The organism is Stagnimonas sp. FW305-C-60, assembly GCF_058782965.1.
In genome coordinates this window covers 93,998-116,423 of record NZ_JBYSYF010000004.1, presented here as the reverse complement: position 1 = coordinate 116,423, position 22,426 = coordinate 93,998, and the positions used below count along the sequence as shown (strand labels likewise).

At 68.4% G+C, this 22,426-nt stretch carries 20 protein-coding genes and 1 other RNA gene; 14 read left to right on the top strand and 7 right to left on the bottom strand.

Annotated features, from left to right (window positions below):
* Positions 1–55 precede the first annotated feature (55 nt).
* The 3 genes from dnaK to hrcA all read right to left on the bottom strand — a co-directional run bounded on the left by dnaK (position 56) and on the right by hrcA (position 3,717).
* Complete coding sequence (gene dnaK / locus AC3WT6_RS13500; protein ID WP_492654122.1) at positions 56–1,978, bottom strand: molecular chaperone DnaK; 1,923 nt, start codon at positions 1,976–1,978, stop codon at positions 56–58.
* Positions 1,979–2,063: 85 nt separating this feature from the next.
* Positions 2,064–2,612 (bottom strand): nucleotide exchange factor GrpE, encoded by a 549-nt coding sequence (gene grpE, locus AC3WT6_RS13495; protein WP_492654121.1) that lies wholly within the window; start codon positions 2,610–2,612, stop codon positions 2,064–2,066.
* A 61-nt stretch (positions 2,613–2,673) separates the two neighbouring features.
* Positions 2,674–3,717 (bottom strand): heat-inducible transcriptional repressor HrcA, encoded by a 1,044-nt coding sequence (gene hrcA, locus AC3WT6_RS13490; RefSeq protein ID WP_492654120.1) that lies wholly within the window; start codon positions 3,715–3,717, stop codon positions 2,674–2,676.
* 84 nt (positions 3,718–3,801) lie between these two features.
* Here hrcA and AC3WT6_RS13485 point away from each other — a divergent pair, with 84 nt between their 5' ends.
* Positions 3,802–4,713, top strand: a complete 912-nt coding sequence (locus AC3WT6_RS13485; RefSeq protein ID WP_492654119.1) for an NAD(+) kinase — start codon at positions 3,802–3,804, stop codon at positions 4,711–4,713.
* A 44-nt stretch (positions 4,714–4,757) separates the two neighbouring features.
* Entirely contained in the window at positions 4,758–6,440 is a 1,683-nt protein-coding gene (recN, locus tag AC3WT6_RS13480) for a DNA repair protein RecN (protein WP_492654118.1), read from the top strand.
* A 103-nt stretch (positions 6,441–6,543) separates the two neighbouring features.
* Here the strand turns inward: recN and fur are convergent, their stop codons facing one another.
* The gene (gene fur, locus AC3WT6_RS13475) at positions 6,544–6,966 is read right to left on the bottom strand and encodes a ferric iron uptake transcriptional regulator (protein WP_492654117.1); all 423 of its coding nucleotides are present in this window, start codon (positions 6,964–6,966) and stop codon (positions 6,544–6,546) included.
* A gap of 76 nt (positions 6,967–7,042) precedes the next feature.
* On the opposite strand from fur, the gene AC3WT6_RS13470 reads away from it, so the two are divergent.
* Positions 7,043–7,489 (top strand): outer membrane protein assembly factor BamE, encoded by a 447-nt coding sequence (locus AC3WT6_RS13470; protein ID WP_492654116.1) that lies wholly within the window; start codon positions 7,043–7,045, stop codon positions 7,487–7,489.
* Positions 7,490–7,496: 7 nt separating this feature from the next.
* On the opposite strand, the gene AC3WT6_RS13465 is transcribed toward AC3WT6_RS13470, so the two are convergent.
* Positions 7,497–7,808, bottom strand: a complete 312-nt coding sequence (locus AC3WT6_RS13465) for an RnfH family protein (protein ID WP_492654115.1) — start codon at positions 7,806–7,808, stop codon at positions 7,497–7,499.
* A complete protein-coding gene (locus AC3WT6_RS13460) occupies positions 7,795–8,244 on the bottom strand; it encodes a type II toxin-antitoxin system RatA family toxin (protein ID WP_492654114.1) in 450 nt (149 codons plus the stop codon). Before AC3WT6_RS13460 ends, AC3WT6_RS13465 begins: the two co-directional genes overlap by 14 nt.
* Positions 8,245–8,290: 46 nt before the next feature.
* Between AC3WT6_RS13460 and smpB the strand changes: the two genes are divergently transcribed.
* The 10 genes from smpB to AC3WT6_RS13410 all read left to right on the top strand — a co-directional run bounded on the left by smpB (position 8,291) and on the right by AC3WT6_RS13410 (position 19,851).
* Positions 8,291–8,773, top strand: coding sequence for an SsrA-binding protein SmpB (gene smpB, locus AC3WT6_RS13455; RefSeq protein WP_492654113.1), 483 nt, complete (start codon positions 8,291–8,293; stop codon positions 8,771–8,773).
* 193 nt (positions 8,774–8,966) lie between these two features.
* Positions 8,967–9,323, top strand: a transfer-messenger RNA (tmRNA) gene (ssrA, locus tag AC3WT6_RS13450).
* Positions 9,324–9,427: 104 nt separating this feature from the next.
* A complete protein-coding gene (mrtJ, locus tag AC3WT6_RS13445) occupies positions 9,428–9,787 on the top strand; it encodes a JDVT-CTERM system glutamic-type intramembrane protease MrtJ (protein ID WP_492654112.1) in 360 nt (119 codons plus the stop codon).
* A gap of 201 nt (positions 9,788–9,988) precedes the next feature.
* Positions 9,989–12,724, top strand: coding sequence for a choice-of-anchor D domain-containing protein (locus tag AC3WT6_RS13440; RefSeq protein ID WP_492654111.1), 2,736 nt, complete (start codon positions 9,989–9,991; stop codon positions 12,722–12,724).
* 33 nt (positions 12,725–12,757) lie between these two features.
* Positions 12,758–13,294 carry a TlpA family protein disulfide reductase gene (locus tag AC3WT6_RS13435; RefSeq protein WP_492654110.1) on the top strand — a complete coding sequence of 179 codons (537 nt, stop codon included), beginning with the start codon at positions 12,758–12,760 and terminating at the stop codon, positions 13,292–13,294.
* On the top strand, positions 13,291–13,512 hold the full coding sequence (locus AC3WT6_RS13430; protein WP_492654109.1) for a DUF4266 domain-containing protein: 222 nt from the start codon (positions 13,291–13,293) through the stop codon (positions 13,510–13,512). Before AC3WT6_RS13435 ends, AC3WT6_RS13430 begins: the two co-directional genes overlap by 4 nt.
* Positions 13,499–14,653: a DUF3570 domain-containing protein gene (locus AC3WT6_RS13425; protein ID WP_492654108.1), complete on the top strand. Its 1,155-nt coding sequence runs from the start codon at positions 13,499–13,501 to the stop codon at positions 14,651–14,653. Before AC3WT6_RS13430 ends, AC3WT6_RS13425 begins: the two co-directional genes overlap by 14 nt.
* A gap of 25 nt (positions 14,654–14,678) precedes the next feature.
* On the top strand, positions 14,679–15,599 hold the full coding sequence (locus tag AC3WT6_RS13420; protein ID WP_492654107.1) for an FAD:protein FMN transferase: 921 nt from the start codon (positions 14,679–14,681) through the stop codon (positions 15,597–15,599).
* A gap of 5 nt (positions 15,600–15,604) precedes the next feature.
* On the top strand, positions 15,605–17,500 hold the full coding sequence (dsbD, locus tag AC3WT6_RS13415; protein WP_492654106.1) for a protein-disulfide reductase DsbD: 1,896 nt from the start codon (positions 15,605–15,607) through the stop codon (positions 17,498–17,500).
* 239 nt (positions 17,501–17,739) lie between these two features.
* The gene (locus AC3WT6_RS13410; RefSeq protein WP_492654105.1) at positions 17,740–19,851 is read left to right on the top strand and encodes a TadG family pilus assembly protein; all 2,112 of its coding nucleotides are present in this window, start codon (positions 17,740–17,742) and stop codon (positions 19,849–19,851) included.
* A 12-nt stretch (positions 19,852–19,863) separates the two neighbouring features.
* Here the strand turns inward: AC3WT6_RS13410 and AC3WT6_RS13405 are convergent, their stop codons facing one another.
* Positions 19,864–20,184, bottom strand: a complete 321-nt coding sequence (locus tag AC3WT6_RS13405) for a hypothetical protein (protein ID WP_492654104.1) — start codon at positions 20,182–20,184, stop codon at positions 19,864–19,866.
* Between the two features lie 234 nt (positions 20,185–20,418).
* Between AC3WT6_RS13405 and AC3WT6_RS13400 the strand changes: the two genes are divergently transcribed.
* Positions 20,419–22,386 (top strand): sensor histidine kinase, encoded by a 1,968-nt coding sequence (locus AC3WT6_RS13400; RefSeq protein WP_492654103.1) that lies wholly within the window; start codon positions 20,419–20,421, stop codon positions 22,384–22,386.
* The last annotated feature ends 40 nt before the right edge of the window (positions 22,387–22,426 follow it).

The window sequence follows — 22,426 nt, the reverse complement described above, 5'->3', positions numbered from 1 at the left end:
GAAGCGGGGCTAAAGCCCCGCTTCTGCGACCTCACAGCGAGCGCAGCGAGCGCCCTTACTTCTTGTCGTCCTTGACCTCGGTGAACTCGGCGTCCACCACGTCTTCGGACTTGGCGCCACCGGCCGCGCCAGCAGCACCCGGCTCGCCGCCAGCGGCGCCGGCCTTCTCGTAGGCGCGCTGCACCACCGGGTTGGACACCGCCATCAGCGCCTGGGTCTTGGCGTCGATGTCGGCCTTGTCGTTGCCCTTGGCGGCTTCGCGCAGCTCGTTGACCGCCTTCTCGATGGCCGACTTCTCGTCGGCGGACACCTGCTCGCCGAGATCCTTCACCGACTTCTCGACCGCGCCGGCCAGCTGGTCGGCCTGGTTGCGGGCGGCCACCAGCTCGGCGAACTTCTTGTCCTCTTCGGCGTTGAGCTCGGCGTCGCGCACCATCTTCTTGATCTCTTCTTCCGAGAGACCGGAGTTGGCGGTGATGCGGATCGACTGCTCCTTGCCGGTGGCCTTGTCCTTGGCGGTGACGTGCAGGATGCCGTTGGCGTCGATGTCGAAGATCACCTCGACCTGCGGCATGCCGCGCGGCGCTGGCGCAATGCCGGTGAGGTCGAAGCGGCCCAGGCTCTTGTTGGCCGCGGCGATCTCGCGCTCGCCCTGGTAGACCTGGATGGTCACCGCCGTCTGGTTGTCGTCGGCGGTGGTGAAGGTCTCGGACTTCTTGGTCGGGATGGTGGTGTTCTTCTCGATCAGCTTGGTCATCTTGCCGCCCAGGGTCTCGATGCCCAGGGACAGCGGGGTGACGTCGAGCAGCAGCACGTCCTTACGGTCACCGGACAGCACCGAACCCTGGATCGCGGCACCAGCGGCGACCGCCTCGTCGGGGTTGACGTCCTTGCGCGGCTCCTTGCCGAAGAACTCCTTCACCGCATCCTGCACCTTGGGCATGCGGGTCTGACCACCGACCAGGATCACCTCGTCGATGTCGCTGGCCTTCAAGCCGGCGTCCTTGAGCGCGATGCGGCAGGGCTCCAGCGACTTGCTGATGTAGTCCTCCACCAGCGACTCCAGCTTGGCGCGGGTCAGCTTCAGGTTGAGGTGCTGCGGCACGCCGTTGACGGCGGTGATGTAGGGCTCGTTGATCTCGGTCTGGGTCGAGGACGACAGCTCGATCTTGGCCTTTTCGGCGGTCTGCTTCAGGCGCTGCATGGCCAGCGGATCCTTGCGCAGATCCTGGCCGTGCTCCTTCTGGAACTCGGCGGCGATGTAGTCGATCACCCGCTGGTCGAAGTCTTCACCACCCAGGAAGGTATCGCCATTGGTGGCCAGCACCTCGAACTGCTTCTCGCCGTCCATGTCGGCGATCTCGATGATCGAGATGTCGAAGGTACCGCCGCCCAGGTCGTACACGGCGACCTTCTTGTCGCCCTTGACCTTGTCGACACCAAAGGCCAGCGCCGCGGCGGTGGGCTCGTTGATGATGCGCTTGACGTCGAGGCCGGCGATGCGGCCGGCGTCCTTGGTGGCCTGGCGCTGGCTGTCGTTGAAGTAGGCCGGCACGGTCACCACCGCTTCGGTCACCGGCTCGCCGAGATAGTCCTCGGCGGTCTTCTTCATCTTCATCAGCACTTCGGCGCTGATCTGCGGGGGCGCCATCTTCTTGCCGCGCACTTCCACCCAAGCGTCGCCGTTTTCGTTCTTGACGATGGCGAAGGGCGAGTGCTGGATCGCCTTCTGCACTTCCTTGTCGTCGAAGCGACGACCGATCAGGCGCTTGGCGGCGAAGATCGTCGCCTTCGGGTTCATTACGCTCTGGCGCTTGGCCGAGCGGCCGACCAGGATCTGGCCGTCGTCGGTGTAGGCGACGATGGACGGCGTGGTGCGCTCGCCCTCGCTGTTTTCGATGACTTTGACGGTGTTGCCTTCGAGGATCGCCACACAAGAATTGGTGGTGCCGAGGTCGATGCCGATGATCTTGCCCATGATGTTTGCTAGCTCCGCGTTATTTCGTTGACTGCTCTGTAAGTAGGTGGACTGTCGCCGTTTTCAAGTGGCGCGGTTCGACGATTCAACCACCACCCTGGCTCACCACCACCAGCGCCGGGCGCAGCAGGCGGTCGTGCAGGCTGTAGCCCTTCTGCATCACGCTCAGCACATGATTGGCCGGCAGCTCGCCGCTGGGCGCCATGCTCATCGCCTGGTGATGCTCGGCGTTGAACGGCTGCCCGTGGGGGTCGATCTGGCGCACGCCGTGCTTTTCCAGCGCCGACAGCAGCTGCTTCAAGGTCATCTGCACGCCATCGACCAGCGCCTTGGCGACGCCGTCCGGCACCGTGCCGGCAGCCTTCAGGCCCAGCTCCAGCGAGTCAGTGATATGGAGAAAGTCCTTGAGCACTTCCTCGGAAGCGAACTTGCGGGCCTTGGCGGCCTCGTTCTCGGCTCGGCGGATGCGGTTTTCGGCTTCGGCGGCGGCACGCAGCTGCGCCTCGCGGGCGGCAGCCAGCGCCAGCTGGGCCTCGGCGAGCTGGTCGCGCAAGCGCGCCAGCTCGGCTTCCGGGCTCAGGCCCTGCTCGGGCGCGGCGGTCGACTCCGGCGTCGGATGTTGGGCGTCGGTCATGGTTTCGGGATAACAGTGTGGCGGCGCGCCGGCGGCACGCTCTCAGGGATTCAACTGGGGCTCAGACGTCCGCTTTCAAGCCCTGGGACAGGGCTTTGGCTGTCTCGGCAACCAGCGGGATGATGCGATTGTAGGCCATGCGGGTGGGGCCGATCACGCCCAGAACCCCGGCCACCTTGCCGTTCACCGTATAGGGCGCCGACACCACGCTGCACTCGTCCAGCACCCGGTAGCCGGACTCCTCGCCGATGAAAATCTGCACGCCGTCGGCGGCCAGACACTGGTCGAACAGGCCCAGGAGGTCGCGCTTGCGGTCGAGCGCGTCGAACAGGCCGCGCAGGCGGCCGAGGTCGGTCATTTCCTGGAAGCCGAGCAGGTTGGAGCCGCCGGTGAGCACATAGCTGCCCTGCGGATGATCATCGCCGCGCAGGGCCGCCTCGGCCATGGCGGCGGCCTCGCGCAGGATCAGATTGACCCGGCCCTGGGCGTCGGAGACCTCGTCCACCATCGCCCGCCGCAGGCTGACCAGATCGCGGCCGGCGAAGTGTTCGTTGACGGCATTGGCGAAGCGCTCCAGCTCGTCGGTGCCATAGGGCCGGCTGGTGTGGATGACGCGGTTCTGCACCTCGTGCTGGTTGACCACCAGGATCACCAGCACCCGGTTGTCGGACAGCGGCAGAAACTGGATGCGCCGCAGCACCGCCAGATTGCGCTTGGGAACGGTGACCACGCAGGCCATGCGCGAGAGCTGCGAGAGCAGCTGGCTAGCCGCTTGCACCAGATCGTCGGCGGCGCGGTAGCCGGGCGCCAGCTCCTCGGCGATCTGCACCCGTTCCTGTTCGTCCAGATGCTCGGGCGAGAGCAGCTGGTCGATGAAGTAGCGGTAGCCGCGGGTGGTGGGGATGCGTCCCGCCGAGGTGTGCGGCGAGGCAACCAGGCCGAGCTGGTCGAGGTCGGCCATGACATTGCGGATGGTGGCCGGCGAGATGCCCAGCGCCGCCGCCCTCGACAGGGTGCGCGACCCGACCGGCTCACCGTCCTGGATATAGCGCTCGACCAAGAGCTTGAGCAGGTCGGCGGCACGAGGGTCTAGGCGGGCGGTCATAACGGCAATGTGGGAACGGCCGGCACGGCTGTCAAGATTCACACCGCAGCTTATTTTGCCGCGGCCTCCCCCTACAATCGGCCCATGTCCCAGACCAGCCTCCCCGCCAGCCCCGTGTTCCAGACCGTGGGCGTCATCGGCAAGCGCACCGATCCCTCCGTGAAAGGTACCTTGCTGGCGATCTGCGCCCTGCTCCGCGAGCTGGGCCGCGAGGTGCTGGTCGACGACATCCACGCCGACACCGCCCGCAAGGCCGGAGTGCCGGCGGTGAGCCGCGCCGAGCTGGCCGCCCGCTGCCAGCTGGTGGTGGTGGCCGGCGGCGACGGCACCCTGCTCGACGCCGGCCGCAGCCTGGCCGCCCAGCGGGTGCCGGTGCTGGGCGTCAACCAGGGACGCCTGGGCTTCATGGTCGACGTCAATCCCGAGGAGTTGCGCGAAGCCCTGCAGGCGGTGCTGGCCGGCCAGTACATCACCGACGACCGCCTGCTGCTGCTCACCCATATCCAGCGCGCCGATGGCGCCGAGACCGCGCCGGTGCTGGCGGTGAACGACGTGGTGCTACGCAACCTGGCCAGCATCCGCATGCTGGAGTTCGAGACCTGGCTGGGCGAGGAATTCATCAGCCAGCACCGCGCCGACGGCATGATCGTCTCCAGCCCCACCGGCTCCACCGCCTATGCGCTTTCCGGCGGCGGCCCGGTGATCCACCCGGCGGTGGCGGCCATCGCCCTGGTGCCGATCTGCCCACATACGCTCAGCGACCGCCCCATCGTCGTGCCCGCCGACCGGCCGGTGAAGCTGGTGCTGCGCGGCGCCGACAACAGCAAGGCGACGGTCACCTGCGACGGCCAGGTCAGCGAACCGCTCGCCCCCGGCGATACCGTCATCATCAGCCGCGCACCGCATCCCTTGCGGCTGCTGCATCCGCACCGCTACCACTACTTCGACGTGCTGCGCGACAAGCTGCACTGGGGACGTGGTCCGGCGCGCGGTTAAAATCCTTTTCCAAACCCTCTTCTCGCCGACGCCGCGCGCGCCCGATGCTCAGACAGTTGCAGATCAAGAACCTCGCGATCATCGACGAGGCGCAACTGGACTTCGCCGCCGGGTTCACCGTGCTCACCGGCGAAACCGGCGCCGGCAAGTCGATCCTGCTCGACGCCCTGGGCCTGGTGCTGGGCACCCGCGCCGATCCGGCGCTGGTGCGCCAGGGTTGCGACAAGGCCGAGATCAGCGCCGAGTTCGACCTCACCGACTCCGCCGCCGCGCGCGCCTGGCTGGCGGAACACGAGCTGCTCGATGCCGACGACGCCGGCCTCTGTCTGATCCGCCGTGTGGTCTACGCCGAGGGCCGCACCCGCGCCTACGTCAACGGCCAGGCGCTCAACGCCGGCCCGCTGCGCGAGCTGGGCGAGCGGCTGGTGGAGCTGTTCGGCCAGAACGAATCGCAGACCCTGCTTAAGCCCGAAGTGCAGCGCGGCCTGCTCGACGACTTTGGCGGCCACGGCACCGAGCTGGCCGCGGTGCAAGCCGCCGCCAGCGCGGTCCAGCAGGGCGAGCAGGCGATTGCCGCCGCCCGCGCCGCCGCCAGCCGCGACCCCGCCCAGCTCGACTATCTGCGCCACCAGGTGCAGGAACTGGAGGCGCTGAACCTGCGCGACGGCGAGCTAGAGGAGCTGGAAACCGAGCACCGGCGCCTGGCCAATGCCGGCCGGCTGATCGAGGACGGCAGCCGCGCCCAGGAGCTGCTCTACGGCGGCGAGGCGGCGATCTACGACCAGCTGTCCGGCGCGCTGGCGCTGCTGTCCGGCCTGGCCGAGCTGGAACCCGGCTTCGCCGAAGCCGAGACCCTGGCGGCCAGCGCCCAGGCGCAGCTGCGCGAGGCCGCCGAACAGATTCAGCGCCTGCTGGATCGCCTGGAGCTCGACCCCGCGGCCCTGGAGCGCAGCGAACGGCGGCTGTCGGCCCTGCACGATCTGGCCCGCAAGCATCGGGTGCGGCTCTCCGAGCTGTCGGCGCATCAAGCCGGCCTGCGTGCCGAACTCGACGGTCTGGAGCACGCCGCCGGCGATCTCGATGCCCTACTGGCCGCGCAGGCGCAGCGCGTCGCCGCCTACCGCGCCGCCGCCGCCCAGCTCAGCCAGGCGAGGCGCAAGGCGGCGGGCGGCTTCGCTGAGGCGATCACCGCGGTGGTGCGCCAGTTGGGGATGGCCAACGCCCAGTTTCTGGTGGCGGTGGAGCCCACCGGCGGCGAGCGCGTGCGCAGCCACGGCGACGACGAGGTGCGCTTCGATTTTTCCGCCAACGCCGGGCAGGCGCCGCGGCCGCTGGCCAAGGTCGCCAGCGGCGGCGAGCTGTCTCGCGTCTCGCTGGCGATCCAGGTTTGCAGCCAGACTGCGCGCGGAGCCGGTGTGGCGACCATGATCTTCGACGAGGTCGATGCCGGCATCGGCGGCGGTGTCGCCGAGGTGGTGGGCCAGAAGCTGCGCGAGCTGGGCGCCCAGCACCAGGTGCTCTGCGTCACCCACCTGGCACAGGTCGCGGTGCAAGGCCGCCAGCACTTCGGCATCCGCAAGGAAGTCCACGAGGGCCAGACCTACACCCGGGTGCGGCCGCTGGAAAAAGATGCGCGGGTGCTGGAGCTGGCACGCATGCTCGGCGGCCAGGATCTCACCACCGCCACCCAGGCCCTGGCCCGCGATCTGCTCAAGCGCGCCGGCTAGTCGCCGCCTCTCCGGCTTGCGGGGGCGGACTGCGGTGGGCACGCCGGGGACAACGCACCCGGCCTTGATCCTTCCCCCGCAGGCGGGGAAGGAAACTTCAGGCTCAGCGCGTCTTGCCGCCGCGCCCTTCCTTGGCCTTCACGTACATCACCAGGCTGTGGCCGATGATCTCGTAGCCGTTCTTCTCGGCGATCTCGTGCTGCAGCCGCTCGATCTCCGGGCTGACAAACTCCACCACCTTGCCGGAATCGACATCGACCATATGGTCGTGATGGTCGCCGCGCTCCAGCTCGAACACCGCGTGGCCGCCCTCGAAGTGGTGGCGCTTGACCAGGCCGGCCTGCTCGAACTGGGTCAGCACCCGGTAGATGGTGGCCAGGCCGATGTCGGCGTCTTCGGTGAGCAACAGCTTGTAGACATCTTCCGCCGACATGTGGCGCATGGAGTTGCCCTCGAGGATTTCGAGGATCTTCAGGCGTGGAAGAGTGACTTTCAGGCCGGCGTTGCGGAGGTCTTGGGATTCCATGGCGTCGTGTCTGTGTAGCGCTCCCGGACGGGGGCTTTCCGCTATTATCGCTGCTCGTTTCATTCCGGCCAACGACATGCGTGTGCTGCTGATTGCGGTGCTAGGGCTCGCCCTCTCCGCCTGTAACCTGATTTACAAGCTGCCCACCCGCCAGGGCAACGTCATCGAACAGAAGCAGCTCGACCAGCTCAAGGTTGGCATGAGCCACGATCAGGCCCTGTTCCTGCTCGGCACGCCGATCGCCGCCAGCCCGTTCCGCGCCGACCGCTGGGACTACCTCGGCTACTACAAGTCGCCGCGCGGCCAGGTCAGCACCCGCACCGTCACCCTGTATTTCGAAGCCGACAAGCTGGCCCGCATCGAAGGTGCCGCCCCGGTCGCCGGCACCAGCAGCCTCGACACTCCCGACGCCAAGTCGGTGATCGAGCAGCAGAAGAAGGACAAGGTCGACGCCGAGCGCGCCGCCGAGCCGACCGAGTCCGGCGTGGTGCTGACTCCGGAAAACGCTCCGCAGGCTCCTTAAAAGAACCTCAGCGCCGACGGCGCGCCCGCACCGCTCGCACCTGCGCGCGCCGCCGCTCCTTGGGATCGGCCTGCAACGGCCGCAGCAGCTCCACCCGATCGCCGGCCCGCAGCACCGCATCGGCCGCCGCCAGCCGGCCAAAGATCGCCAAGGGCGGCAGCTCCAGCGCTAGCTCCGGGTATTGCTGCAACAGGCCGGAGCGCGCTACGGCTTCTACCGCGGTGCAGCCCTCGGGCACTTGCAGAGCGATCAGGTTTTGCCGCTCCGGCCGGGCATACACCACCTCCACCTCCAGCAGACGGGCTTCAGTGCCGGCCATAGATCGCCTCGGCGCGCGTCTTGAAGGCGGCGATCACGCCGGCCACCGCACGCTCCATCTGGCTGCCGAACAGGCTCTCCAGCGCGCGCGGGCCAAAGTCCAACTCCACCAGCAGGCTGGCCTTGCTGGCGCCCTCGCCCAGCGGCAGGAAGCGCCACTCGCCACTCAGCTGGCGAAACGGCCCGCGCAGCAGCCGCATGCGCAGCGCGTGGGCGCCGCCGTCTTCGATCTGGCTGAAGTTTTCGGTGGCGAAGCTGTCGCTCAGGCCGCTGATGCGAAAACCCAGGCGCGCATGCACCAGCGCGCCCTGGCGCTGCTCGATGGCCGCGGAAGTGCAGCCGGGCAGAAATTCCGGATAGCGCTCGACATCCTCGACCAGCGCCAGCAGCTGCGCGGGTTCGAAGGCCAGTAAAGCGGAGCGTTCGACGCGCGCCATGGGCTCGTGATCTTGGGAGTGGTGAGGGTGCACCTATAATTCTCGTATGAGCAAACCCAAAGAGAAAGGCAAGGAGCCCGAGCGCACCATCGCCCAGAACAAGCGCGCGCGCTACGAATACTTCATCGAAGACAGCTACGAAGCCGGCCTGATGCTGGAAGGCTGGGAGGTGAAAAGCCTGCGCGAAGGCCGCGCCCAGATCACCGAGGCCTACGTCATCATCAAGAATGGCGAGGCCTGGCTGATCGGCGCCCACATCACCCCGCTCAAGCAGACCTGCACCCACGTGCTGGCTGATGCCACCCGCACCCGCAAGCTGCTGCTCAACAAGAAGGAACTCAGCGCCCTGGTCGGCAAGGTCGAGCGCGCCGGCTACACCCTGACGCCGCTGGACCTGCACTGGAGCCATGGCCGCGCCAAGCTGGCCGTCGGCCTCGCCAAGGGCAAGAAGCAGCACGACAAGCGCGAGACCATCAAGGAGAGGGACTGGCAGCGCGAACAAGGCCGGATCATGCGGCACCACGCATAGAGCTCCGAACCCAGGCTTCCCTCGCCAGTCCGGCATCGCGCCATTCGACCGAGCAAGCTTCTCCCTCCCCCGCCTGCGGGGGAGGGCCGGGGTGGGGGCGTTCGGCTCCTGCGCATGGAGCCAGCCCCCCGGGCTGCAACATTGAAGTCCCGGGGGCTTGAACCACGACCGCGTGCTACCATCTTCGCTACACGGGGGTGACATGGCTTCGACGGCGATGTTGAAACCTGACGTGCATGCCGAGGTGCAGTGGTCCTCGTTAATCTCTACTGCAAACAAGCTAGTTGCGAACGACGCTAACTACGCCCTCGCCGCTTAATCCCGGTGAGCGGTTGCCTCGGTGGTGTTGATGCCCCGTACGCAGCCGTCGACTCTCATCAACTCGCGCAAACGTCCGCCCTTGGCGTAAGTGCTAAAACCCTAAGGGGATAAGTGTTGGCGTTCCGTGCCTATCCGGCAGCCCGCATCGAAAACCAATGACTAGGCTACGCATGTAGATCGAAGGGCGGAGAATCGTCGGACGCGGGTTCAATTCCCGCCACCTCCACCAATTCAAGGGGTCAACGGTTTTTCGTTGACCCCTTTTTGTTGGGTCACCACACGCAAGGGGGACTAGGTGCACGGGTTGGCCTTAGCAAGCACGGCGAACAGGCCATGAATCCACCCGCAGACCCCAGGCTGCTGGCGAGCCTGCTGCTGGCGGCGCTGCTGGAAGAGGTGATCTTCCGCGCCGGCCTGCAGGAAGCCCTGCTGCGCCGGACACAGGCTGCGACGCCGGCGCCACGCTGGCTGGGCCTTTCCACCGCGAACCTGCTGACCGCGCTGCTGTTTGCGGCGGCCCATGCCTGGCTGCGCTCGCTCTGGCTGGGCCTCGCCAGCCTGGCTCCGGCGCTGCTCCTGGGCTGGCTCTACGAGCGCCGACGGAACGTCTGGCTCTGCGTGCTGTTGCACGCCGCCCTCAATACGATCTGGTGGCTGGCCTCACCCTGGCTGCCCTTCGGGTTTTTGCGCTGAGGCGCTGCTCGCCGCTGCCGGGGCACTCCCGCCGTCCGAACCGGTACGCAGCGCCGCCAGTCGCCAGGAATAGGGATTTAATCTAGCGGACAGCTTCCGTCCATCTTCGGTTTCGCACACTCGACTCGCGCTTACCTTCAGGCGTAGGAGACCGAAGTGCATAACCAAAACAATGAATCCGGCCGGAATCGCCGGTTTTTCTTGATTGCTGCCGCCCTGCTGTTCGCCAACTCGGCCCAGGCCGCCGACCCGGTGCGAGGCAAGCAGCTCTACAACAGCACGCCGGGAGGCACCTCCTGCGCCAACTCCTCCTGTCATAGCGCCAATGTCTCGGCCAACCGCAACAAGGTGCAGCGCGGTGCCAACAATCCGTCGCTGATCCAGAGCGCGATCAACAACGACACCGGCGGCATGGGCATCTACCGCAACAATGTCCTGACCGCCACCGACATTGCCGACATCGCCGCCTACATCGCCAACCCCAATGCCACCGCCGCCCCGGCGGCGACGCTGTCGCCGACCTCGCTGGGCTTTGCCTCCACCGCCACCGGCACCACCAGCGCGACGCAGACCGTCAGCCTGTCGAACAGCGGCTCGGGCGCCTTGTCGATCAGTGCCATCACCGTCAATGGCAGCGACTTTCTCCGCTCCGGCGGCAGCTGCGCGGCAGGCGGCAGCGTCGCCGCGGGCTCCAGCTGCACCATCGGCCTGGCCTTCAAGCCGCAGACCGCGGGCAGCAAGACCGGCTCGCTGAGCATCAGCCACAACGCCAGCGGCAGCCCCGGCAGCGTCAGCCTCTCCGGCACCGCGACCACGCCGGCGGCGGCCAATCCGGCGGTCAGCCCCGGCGCGCTGAGCTTCGGCTCGGTGAATGTCGGCAGCCAGAGCGCGGCGCAGACCGCGACGGTCAGCAATTCCGGCACCGCGGCGATGCAGATCAGCAGCCTGAGCATCACCAACAACGCCTTCAGCCTCAGCGGCGGCACCTGCGCCGCCGGCAGCACGCTGGCGGCCGGCGGCGGCTCCTGCACGGTGTCGGTGCGCTTTGCCCCTGGCAGCACCGGCGCCGCCAGCGGCACGCTCAACATCGCCCACAGCGCTTCGGCCAATCCCTTGACGGTGACGCTCTCCGGCTCCGGCGCGACGCCGGCGGTGCCAGTGGCCCAGCTCTCGCCCGCTAGCCTGTCCTACTCGCAGACGGTGGGCACCAGCTCCACCGCCCAGACCTTGACGCTGTCCAACAGCGGCAGTGCTGCGCTCACGATCAGTGCGATCACCATCAGTGGCGCCGCCGCCTCGGAATACCGCATCAGCGCCGGCAGCAGTTGCAGCGCTGGCGCCAGCGTCGCCGCCGGCAGCTCCTGCTCTCTAGGAGTGGTGTTCACTCCGAACAGCACCGGTAGCCGCAACGCCAGCCTGGCCATCACTCACAACGACAGCGCCCACAGTCCTTCCAGCGCCAGCCTCAACGGCAATGGCACGGCGGCGCCGTCGGGACAGGTGTCGGTGAACAAGCTCAGCCTCAGCTATCCGGCACAGGCCAATGGCAGCCGCAGCGCCAGCCAGACCGTCAGCGTCAGCAATAGTGGTTCGGCGCCGATGCAGTTGAGCAGCATCGCCATCAATGGCGCCAATGCCGGCGACTTCGCCATCGACAACGCGCTCAGCGACTGCAACACCACATCCAGCATGGCGGTGGGCGCCAGCTGCACCCTGGGCCTGAGCTTTGCGCCGACGGTGTCTTCGGGCAGCCGCAGCGCCGCGCTGCAGATCAGCGCCGGCAGCAGCAGCGCCACCGTCAGCCTCAGCGGCAGCGCCGCGCCGGCCGGCCAGCCGGCGGTGAGCTTGAGCCCAGCCAGCCTCGACTTCGGCAGCCTGCCGCTGGGCAGCAGCGCCAGTCGCAACCTCAGCCTGAGCAACAGCGGCAGCAGCACGCTCAACCTCAATGCGCTCGCCGTCAGCCCAACCGCCTATGCGCTCAGCCACAACTGCCCGGCCAGTCTGGCGGCAGGCGCCAGTTGCAGCCTGACGGTCACTCTCACCCCGGATCGCAGCGGCAGCATCAGCGGCGTGTTGACGCTGCAATCGAATGCCGCCACCTCGCCCGACCAGCTGGCGCTCAGCGGCTCCGGCGTGGCGGCGGCGGGTCAGCTCGGCTGGCAGCCGGCCGCGGGCTTGAGCTATCCGGATACCGCCGTCGGCAGCACCTCGGCCGGCCAGGCCGCAAGCCTGAGCAACAGCGGCAGCGCCAGCGTGCTGATCCAGCAGATCCAGCTCGCCGGCGCCAACAGCGCCGACTTCAGCCCGGACGCCGCCGGCACCAGTTGCAGCGCCGGCCAGAGTCTGGCGCCGGGGGCCAGCTGCACGCTCGGCTACGTGTTTGTCCCCAATGGCGCCGGCGCCCGCAGCGCCAGCCTCAACGTGGTGGCCGATGCCGGTACCCCGCCGGCCCTGCCGCTGTCGGGCAACGGCGTCGGCAGCGGCAACGCCCAGCTGAGTCTCACCCCCAGCTACATCACCCTCACCAGCAGCGCGCCCAACCAGCCGATGCAGCCCGAGGCGCTGGTGCTCAGCAACGACGGCAACGCGGTGCTGCGCATCACCGCGATCACCGCGACCGCCGGCTTGCAGGCGCTGGACGCCAGCGCGCCCTCCGGCGGCACCTGCCCGCCGCCGCCCTTCGATCTGGGGCCGGCGCTGTCCTGCACGGTGATGGTGGCGGCGCTGTCCGACCAGCCGGTGAGCGGCAGTGTCGACGTCTACAGCAATGCCAGCCCGGCCAAGAGCAGCGCCAGCGTGCAGGGCGCGCCGCTGAGCAACGCCGGTGCCGGTGGCTGCTCGATCGGCCCGCCCGACCAGCCCTACGACCCGATCTGGCTGCTGATGCTGCTGCTCGCCCTGGCGGTGCTGGCTTATCGCCAGCGCCAGCCGTCCTGAACCACTAAACCCCGATTGACCAGGAAGCCACCCATGTCCCTCTCGATTCGCCCCCCCCTGCTGCGCGGTCTGGCCATCGCCAGCCTGGCGCTCGGTCTCGCCGCGCCGGCCCTGGCGGTCAAGCCGGGCGAAACTGCTCCCGCATTCACCCTGCCCAAGGTCGGCGGCGGCACGCTCAGCCTCGCCGACTACCAGGGCCAGGTGGTCTATCTCGACTTCTGGGCCTCCTGGTGCGGCCCCTGCCGGCAGAGCTTTCCCTGGATGAAGGACATGCAGGCGCGTTACGGCGCCCAGGGCCTGCGGGTGCTGGCGGTGAACGTCGATGGCAAGAGCAGCGATGCCGAAGCCTTCCTCGCGCAGTTCCCCAACCTGGGCTTCAGCATCGCCCTCGACAGCAAGGGCGCGACTCCCGGCACCTACCAGATCAAGGGCATGCCGACCTCGTTCCTGATCGGCCCTGACGGCAAGGTGCTGCTGGTGCACCAGAGCTTCAAGGACAGCGACCGCGAAGACCTGCAAGCGCAGCTGGCCGCCGCCGTGGCCGCCAACGGCAAGGGCAAACAGCCGTGAGCCGCCGCCACAGCCTGGCCGCCCTGCTCGCGGTGCTGGCGCTGAGCGGCTGCGCGCTGGACCCGCCGATGCCCTGGGAGAAAGGCACTCTCGCCCGTCCGGAGATGAGCATGGGCGGCGACAGCCTGGAGCAGCGCTTCGACGAGCACATCCGCGCCAGCAAGGAGGCCGCTTCCGGCGGCTCCGGCGTGGGAGGAGGCGGCTGTGGCTGCAACTAAGTCGCGACACCGCCGCCGGCGCGCGCGCCAGGGCGGTGAGCGCCTGGGCAGCGTGCTGCTCGCCGCGCTCGCCCTGCCCGGCCTGCTGCCCGCGGAAGCGGCGGCGGAAAACGCGCCGGAGCAGGCGGTGCTGGCCTACAAGCAGCTCTACTACCAGGACTCCCAGCCCGGCCTCGACCGCATCACCGTGAACGCACCCTCGCTCTACGGCCTGCTGCCAATGGGCGAGCACTGGTCGCTGGAAGGCTCGGCGGTGGTGGACTCGGTTTCCGGCGCCTCGCCGCGCTACTACAGCACCGTCTCCGGCGCCTCGCACATGGACGATCTGCGCACCGCCGGCGATGCCAAGCTGACCTATTACCGCGAGCGCAGCGCCTACAGCGTCTCGCTCAGCCGCTCGCAGGAGCACGACTACATCTCCAATGCCGCCGCCCTGGATGCGCGCTTCTCCAGCGACGACAACAACACCACCTTCAACCTCGGCGTCGGTGCCGCCCGCGACTCGATCAACCCCACCAATGACTTGGTCGATGACGAGACCAAGAACAGCGTGCAGGGCATCGTCGGCGTCACCCGCGCGCTCACCGCCTTCGACCTAGTGCAGCTGCAACTCGCCTACAGCAGCGGCCGGGGCTACTTCAGCGACCCCTACAAGTTGTTCGACAACCGGCCGCGCGAGCGCAAGCAGAGCACCGCCCTGCTGCGCTGGAACCACCATGTGGTCGCCGCCGACGCCACGCTGCGGCTGAGCTATCGCTACTACAACGACAGCTACGGCATTGCCGCCCACACGCTGGGGATGGAATGGGTGCAGCCGCTCGGCCGCCACTTCAGCCTCACCCCTGCACTGCGCTATTACACGCAAAGTTCGGCAGACTTCTACATCGACCCGCCGGCCTCGGCACCCTTCCCGAACATTCCGGAAGGCGCCTATTCCTCGCTGGACCAGCGGCTCTCGGCGTTCGGCGCCCTGGCGGTGGCCGGCAAGCTGGAATGGAGGATGAGTCCCGAGTGGAGCACCGACTTCAAGGCCGAGTACTACCAGCAGCGCTCCGAGTGGCGCCTCACCGGCGACGGCTCGCCGGGCCTGGAGCCGTTCCGCTATGTCTCTCTCGAATTCGGCCTCACCCGCCGCTTCTAGGGCCGGCCGCCCGGAGCCGCTGCGCATGAGCGCGGCGGTGGACAGCGGCGAGGAGCAGGTCGCCCGCTTTGGGGCGATGGCCTGCCAGGCGGAGATTCGCGTCGCCGGTGCCAACGCCGACGGCGCGCGGCCACTGATCGAGGCGGCCATCGCCGAGGTGCGCCGCATCGAGGCCAAGTATTCCCGCTACCGGAGCGACAGCGTGGTGTCGCGCATCAACGCCGCCGCCGGCAGCGGCGCGGCGGTCACCGTCGATGAAGAGACCGCCGGCCTGCTCGACTTCGCCGGCAAGCTGCACCGCTTGAGCGGCGGCCTGTTCGACATCAGCAGCGGCGTGCTGCGCCGGGCCTGGAACTTCCGCAGCGCGCGCCTGCCCAGCAAGCAGGATCTGCTCGCCCTGCTGCCGCTGATCGGCTGGGCCGACATTTCCTGGCGACCGACCACGCGCGACATCGCGCTGCCGCGCGTCGGCATGGAGATCGACTTCGGCGGCTTCGGCAAGGAATACGCCGCCGATCGCGCCGCCGCCGTGCTGCAAGCGGCTGGCCTCTGCTCCGGCTATGTGAATCTCGGCGGTGACATCCGCCTGCTCGGACCGCGCCCGGATGGCCGCCCCTGGCTGCTGGGCATCCAGCACCCGCGCCAGCTCGACGCCACCGTCACTGGCCTGGCGCTGGCCCAGGGCGCGCTCGCCACCAGCGGCGACTACGAGCGCTATCTGGAAGTCGGCGGCCAGCGTTACTGCCACATCCTCAATCCACTGACCGGCTGGCCGGTGCGCCGCTGGCAATCGGTCAGCGTACTGGCGCCGCTATGCCTGGCCGCCGGCGCGCTGACCACCATCGCCATGCTGCTGGAGGAGGAAGGCCCGGCCTTCCTGCGCCAGCAGAAAGTCCCGTTTCTTGCCATCAATCAGCGCGGCCAAATGCTGCGCGAAGGTCTCTAGCCGCCATGAACAAACTCTCCCGGTTCTCAAGCGCCAGCCGGTTCGCGGCGCTGCTGCTCGCTGCGCTGGTGTGGCTGGCGGGGCCTGCCTGGGCGGAGGAGTTTCTCGACGTTGACCAGGCCTTCGTCCTGAGCGTGCAGCCCGAGGAGCAGGGCCTGGCCCTGCGCTTCCAGATGCCGGCGGGCTACCACCTGTACCGGGAGCGGCTGTCGTTCGAAGCCGAGCCGGCGTCCCTGCAACCGATGGCGGTCGACCTGCCCGAGGGCCGCGTGGTGCACGACACCAACTTCGATCGCGACATGGAGATCTACGCCGGTCAGGTGCGGCTGCCCTTGCAGTTTTCCGGCGCGACGCCGACCAAAGGCAGCGCGCTACTGCGAGTCGGCTACCAGGGCTGCGCCGATGCCGGCCTCTGCTATCCGCCGCAGTCGCGCAGCTGGAAGCTGCAATTCGGCGCCGATGGCCGCGTCAGCAGGGCCAGCCTGCAGGCCGAGCCGGAGACGGTGGCAAGTGCTGCGTCGGAAGCGACCACCGTCGCCGACTCCGCAACGGCGGCCAGCGCGGCAACTGACACCAGCGCGGCGACCGGCAACGACAACTCGCGCATCCAGTCGGTGCTGGCCTCGCGGCAATTGCTGACCATCGCCGGCGCCTTCCTGCTTGCCGGCCTGCTGCTGTCGTTCACCCCCTGCGTGCTGCCGATGGTGCCGATCCTGTCCTCGATCATCGTCGGCCAGTCGGAGACGCCCAGCCGCGCCCGTGGCTTCTCGCTGGCGCTGGCGTATTCGCTGGGCATGGCCCTGGTCTATACCGCCTTCGGCGTCGTCGCCGGCCTGCTGGGCGAGGGCCTGGCGGCCTCGCTGCAAAACCCCTGGGTTCTGGGCGCCTTCGGCCTGCTGATGGCGGTGCTGGCGCTGTCGATGTTCGGGGTCTACGAGCTGCAGATGCCGAGTGCGATCCAGACCCGCCTGACCCTCGCCTCCGGCCGCATGCGCGGCGGCAATCATCTGGGCGTGTTCGTCATGGGTGGCCTGTCGGCGCTGATCGTCGGTCCCTGCGTCGCCGCGCCGCTGGCCGGCGCCCTGGTCTACATCAGCCAGACCCGCGACGTGGTGATCGGCGGCGTCGCGCTGTTCGCGCTGGCGGCCGGCATGAGCGTACCGCTGCTGCTGGTCGGGCTTTCGGCCGGAGCCCTGCTGCCGCGCGCCGGTCGCTGGATGGAGGCGGTGAAGCGGGTGATGGGCGTGATGCTGCTGGGTGTGGCCTGGTGGATGCTGTCGCCAGTGCTGCCGGCACCGGCGGCGATGCTGCTGCTGGCCGCCCTGCTGGCCTTCGTGGCGGCCCTGCTGGGCGCGTTCCAGCATCTGGACGCCCAGGCCGGTCTGGGCCGGCTGAGCGCCAAGGCCATGGGCTGGCTGCTGGCCTGCGTGGCGGTGGCCCAGCTGGCCGGCGCGCTCTCCGGTGGCGACTCGCCCTGGACGCCGCTGCGCCATTTCGCCAACCGCGCGGTCAGCAGTGTCGGCGCGGCCACTGCCTCGGCCGATCTGCGGTTCCGCTCGCTCACCAGCAATTCCGCCCTGGAGCAGGCGCTGCGCGAGGCCCAGGGCCGGCCGGTGATGCTGGACTTCTATGCCGACTGGTGCGTGGCCTGCAAGGAGCTGGAACTCCGCACCTTCGCCGACCCGCGGGTACAGAGCCGCGCGGCGCGCGCGGTGCTGCTGCGGGTGGACGTCACCGACAACGGCGCCGACGCGCGCGCCCTGCTCAAGCGCTTCGGCTTGTTCGGGCCGCCCGGCGTGCTGTTCTTCGACCCCGCGGGGCCGGAACGCCAGCATGCGCGGGTGATCGGCTTTCAGGACGCCGAGACTTTTCTCGGCAGCCTGGAGCGAGCCGGGCTCTAGAAAATCGGCGGCGCGCCGGACCAGCCACTTGGCCGGCGATCCGCTAGCGGCGCGGAGCGCGGCTGACCGTGGCGGCCGACTGAACCTGACGGCGGTAAACGCCTGCCAACCGAGTCGCCCAGCAAGACGAAAAGTACCTGGTTTTTCATCGGGCTAGCCGCACCGTTGGACGGTCGCGGCGACGGAAAACCGACACCGGCAGGCAGGCTGCGCAGGCCAACTTTTCCGCCTGCTCGGTCATGAACCACCAACACTCATTCTCAGGTCCGCGTCGACAACGTGGCGCGGCGGCGGTGATGGTGGCGATCAGCCTGCTGGCCCTGCTCTCGGCGGTGTTCCTGGCCATCGAGGTGGCCCGCGTCTACCAGGCCCACCGCGAGCTGAAGAAGATGGCGGTGATGGCGGCGCTCGATGCGGCGCGGGTGGTTTCCGGTTGCGCCGACGAAAACGGCCAGAGCGGCGGCGGCCTGGCGGCGCTGAATCAGGCCGTGCAGGCCAGCCTGCTGGCCAACCAGGCCGGCGAAGGCAACATCACCAGCGAGGTGACGCCGGGCGTGATCCGCAACAACGCCGACTCCAACACCCGTGTGCTGGAGCCGACTCCGATCGGCGCCGCCCAGGCAGTGCGGGTGACGCTGACCCGGCCGTTCCCGACGCCGCTGCTGCCCTTCCTGTTCGGCAACCAGAACCGGCAGATGAGCGCCAGTGCCACCGCCGTGCAGGAGGCGCTGGGCAGCTTCTACCTCGGCACCACGCTGGCCTCGCTGCAGGGCGGTCTGGTCAACGAACTGCTCGGCGCCCTGCTCTGCCCGCTGGGGCCGGTCGGCAACACCTGCCGCAGCCAGGTGCTCAACCTCAAGCTGCTCGACAGCAACAAGGGCCTGGCCAGCCTCAATGTCTCGCTCGACAACCTGCTGCTGGGCGCGGTGCGGGTCGGCCTCGACGTGCGCGATGTCTCCGATCTGCTCGATCTCGACCTCACCCTGCCGCAATGGCTGGGCATCCTCGGCTACGGCCTGGAAGAAGCAGTGGGTGGCACCGTCGGCCAGGTCGGCGGCGGCGTCGGTGGCCTGATCCGCGGCCTCGCCGGCTCCACCGACGCGACACGCACCTTCAGCCTGCGCACCATCCTCAATGTCACCGGCGACCTGCTCAATCCGGCGGTGTCGGGCGTGCTCGGCGCCTTGCCCATCGTCAACGGCCAGGAGCTGTTGCTGGCCCTGGGCCAGGCAGCGAAAGCCGACCCCACCGGTGCCGTGCAGCCGATTGCACTGCCGGTGCAGGTCGGGCTGGGCGATCTGCTGCAGGTCTACATTTTCGTGCAGATCCTGCAGCCGCCGAAGTTTGCTGTGGGCCGCGCCACCGGCACCCCGCCGGCCTGGAACGGCAGCGCGGCGATGAGCGACTGCTCCTACGGCGGCGAGTACACCTGCGCGCAATCCAGCCAGATTCGCCTGAAGGTGCGCGCCGGCATCAACGATCTGGTGCTGGGCCTCTTGAAGCTGCGTCTGGGCGTGGATCTCGACGTCGGCGCCGGTGTCGCCTATCTCGACAGCCTGGAATGCCCCAGCCTCAACCGCCCCGCGCCGGTCGCGCACCTCACCGCCATGCCCTCGCTGGGCGTGCTCGGCGTCGGCCCCTATGTCGGCGAACCACAGAACGCCAAGAACGCCCCGGCGCTCTACAACCTGCCCGGCGGCCCCAGCGCCACCCGACCTTATCTGCTGCAATTGTTCCCGGACCAGGGCCTGCTGGGCGGCATCGGCTGGCTGCTGGGCTGGCTGCTGGGCGATCTCACCACCTCGGTAGCGCTCAACGCGCCGCTGGAGGTGCCGCTGAGCACGCCGGCGTTCCAGGATCTCGATCCCATCGACGACTTCCAGCTGGCAACGCCGCAGAACAGCCATGACACGCCGCGCTACCTGGCCTATGGTCAGCCCGGCCTGCCGGAGAGCGACAACAATCCGCAGAGCCTGAGCAGCTCAGGCCTGCTCGACAGCCTCACCGGCGGTCTGCTGACGGGTCTGGCCTGCGGCAGCCTCAACGGCAGCTGCAATCTCAACAGCCCACCCAATCTCTACGTCACCGGGCCGGAATGGCAGAAGAACTCGGCCAACCTGCTCACCCTGCTGCTCAAGGGCTTGTCTGATCTGCTCAACTACGTGGTGACGCCGGCGCTGACTGGCATCCTCGGCATCCTCGACTTCCTGCTCTCGCCGCTGCTGCAACTGCTGGACGCGGTGCTGGAGGGCCTGCTGCAACTGCTGGGGGTGGAGCTGGGCTCGCTGACGGTCAATATGGACTCGGTGACCATCGACCAGCCCCACATCGTGGCGATGGACGACGACTGAGCCCAGCGGCGTCTACCAGACTTCCAGCGTCGGCTCGAAGCGGCCGGTCTTTTCCGAATGCCAGGCCCGGATGTGGATGGCCCTGGGCACCAGGCTGCCCTCGCGGTACTCGGGGCGCACTTCGATCCGGTTCACCAGATCGCGATGCAGATAGCGCTCCACCGCGCCGGTCAGGTGCTGCCAGGTCTCGATCAGCGCGGTCGGCAGATAGGCCGCCGTCACTGCCGCCGGCCGGCTGCCGCTCGGCGCCGGGCTCAACCACAGTTTTTCTAGCGCGCCCTGCCGACAGAGCTGCTCGGCCGTCTCCGGCGACTGCACCGATGAGAAATCCATGACGCCTCCTGCACGCTGGAACCCCGCCGTGACGGCCCTGACCGCGGCCGCCCGGAGGTTATGTATTTAATGACTCAGATCTCATGTTAGACCAAATCCCCAAGCCCTGACGAACCCGCCACCGGTTACCGGGCCAGGCACCACCCTCCGGCGGCGGATTTCCGGCGCGGCATAGCCGCACCGTGGCCGGATGACTAAGCTGCCGACACCCGGATTGCCCATTTGCGGAGCGCTGTGCGTCTCGACCTCTCACTCCCCCGCTGGCTGGGCAATGCCTCGATTGCCGCCAAGCTGGCGACCTCCTTCCTGGCCTTTCTGCTCGCCACCACGGTGCTGCTGGCGGCGGTGACGCTGATCTTCCAGGTGCTCTCCGGCGTGCGCGCCTACGTAGGCGGCGAAGGCCTGTGGTCCAAGGGCCAGAAGGACGCGGTCTATGCGCTGCACCGCTATCTCGACAGCCACGACTCCGCCGACTACCGCGCCTTCGAGCAGGCCATCGCCATGCCGCTGGGCGATCGTCGCGCCCGGCTGGAAATGGAAAAGCCCAGCTACGACGCCGCCCTGGTCAGGCAGGGCTTCATCGACGGCGGCATTGACGCCGCCGATGTGCCGGCCCTGGAATTCCTGTTCCGCCACTTCCGCGACTTCGCCTACTTCTCCGACGCCATCTCGATCTGGCGCCAGGCCGAGGTCTATGTGCTGGATCTCGAAGCCTGCGGCAAGGAATTGCACGCGCTGATCAGCCAGGGGCCGCCGAGCGCGGCCCAGACCGAAGCCTTCCGGCGCCGAATCGACCACATCAACACCGCGGTGACACCGCTGGAGCAGCGCTTCTCCTCCACCCTCGCCGAAGGCGCGCGCGCCACCCAGGGCCTGCTGCTGACCCTGGTTCTGGTGATGGCGGCGCTGCTGACCAGCTTCGTGCTGTGGATCAGCTGGCGCATTTCCCGCGAGCTGCGCGCCAGCATCCTCGGCCTGCGCCTGGGCGCCCAGCAGGTGCGCTATGGCGATCTCAGCGTGGAGATCCCGGCGCGCTCCAACGACGAGCTCGGCAAACTCACCCGCGAGTTCAACGCCATGATCGCGGCCAGGCGCAAGTCCGAACACTCGCTGAGCACCGCCCACGAGTTCAGCGACAAGGTGATGGAAAACGCCACCAACGCGATCTACGCGCTGGATCGCCTGGGCCGCTTCACCCTGGTCAACCGCCGCACCTGCGAAATCAGCGGCTACAGCCGCGAGGAGCTGCAGGGCCAGCACTACGCCCTGTTGATCCCCGAGCCCTATCGCCAGGACTTGGCCGAGCGCTACGCGGCGATGATCCGCGGCGAGGGCCCGATCCTGCACTACGAAGTGCCGCTGGCCCGCCGCGACGGGGTCAGTGTGATCATCATGTTCAGCACCGCGGCCATGGAGCGCGACGGCCAGATCTTCGGCGCGGTCGGCGCCGCCGAGGACATCACCGAGCGCAAGCGCGCCGAATCCGAGCTGCGCAACCGCGCCGAGGAGTTGGCGCGCTCCAACCGCGAGCTGGAGCAGTTCGCCTACGTCGCCTCCCACGATCTGCAGGAGCCGCTGCGCACCGTTTCCGGCTTCGCCGAGCTGCTCGCCAAGCGCTATCAGAACCAGCTGGGCGAGGAGGCCGACGAGTACATCGGCTTCATCACCGCCGGCACCCGGCGGATGAAGAGCCTGATCGAGGATCTGCTGCGCTACTCGCGGGTCAGCCGCGAGCGCACCGAACTGAGCCAGGTCGACCTCAACGCCGTGCTGCAGACGGCGCTGGCCAATTTGCAGGCGGCGATCAGCAGCAGCGGCGCCCGCATCGACGCCGGCCCGCTGCCCAGCCTGCGCGCCGACCGCCAGCAGCTGGTGCAGCTGTTCCAGAATCTGGTCGGCAACGCCTTGAAGTTCCGCAGCGAGGCGCCGCCCGAGGTACGCATCCGCGCCGAGCGGCACGACGGCGACTGGTGGTTCTCCGTGCGCGACAACGGCATCGGCATCGATCCGGCCAGCGCCGAGCGGGTGTTCCAGCTGTTCCAGCGCCTGCACACCCGCGATGTCTACGAGGGCAATGGCATCGGTCTCACCATCTGCAAGAAGATCGTCGACCTGCATGGCGGCCGCATCTGGGTGGAGCCCGGCAATCCCGGCTCGATCTTCTATTTCACCCTGCCGGCTTCAGGGTCTGTCACCAACTAGTGACATCGCAGCGGCGTCCTAGTTGGTGACAGGCCCTGGG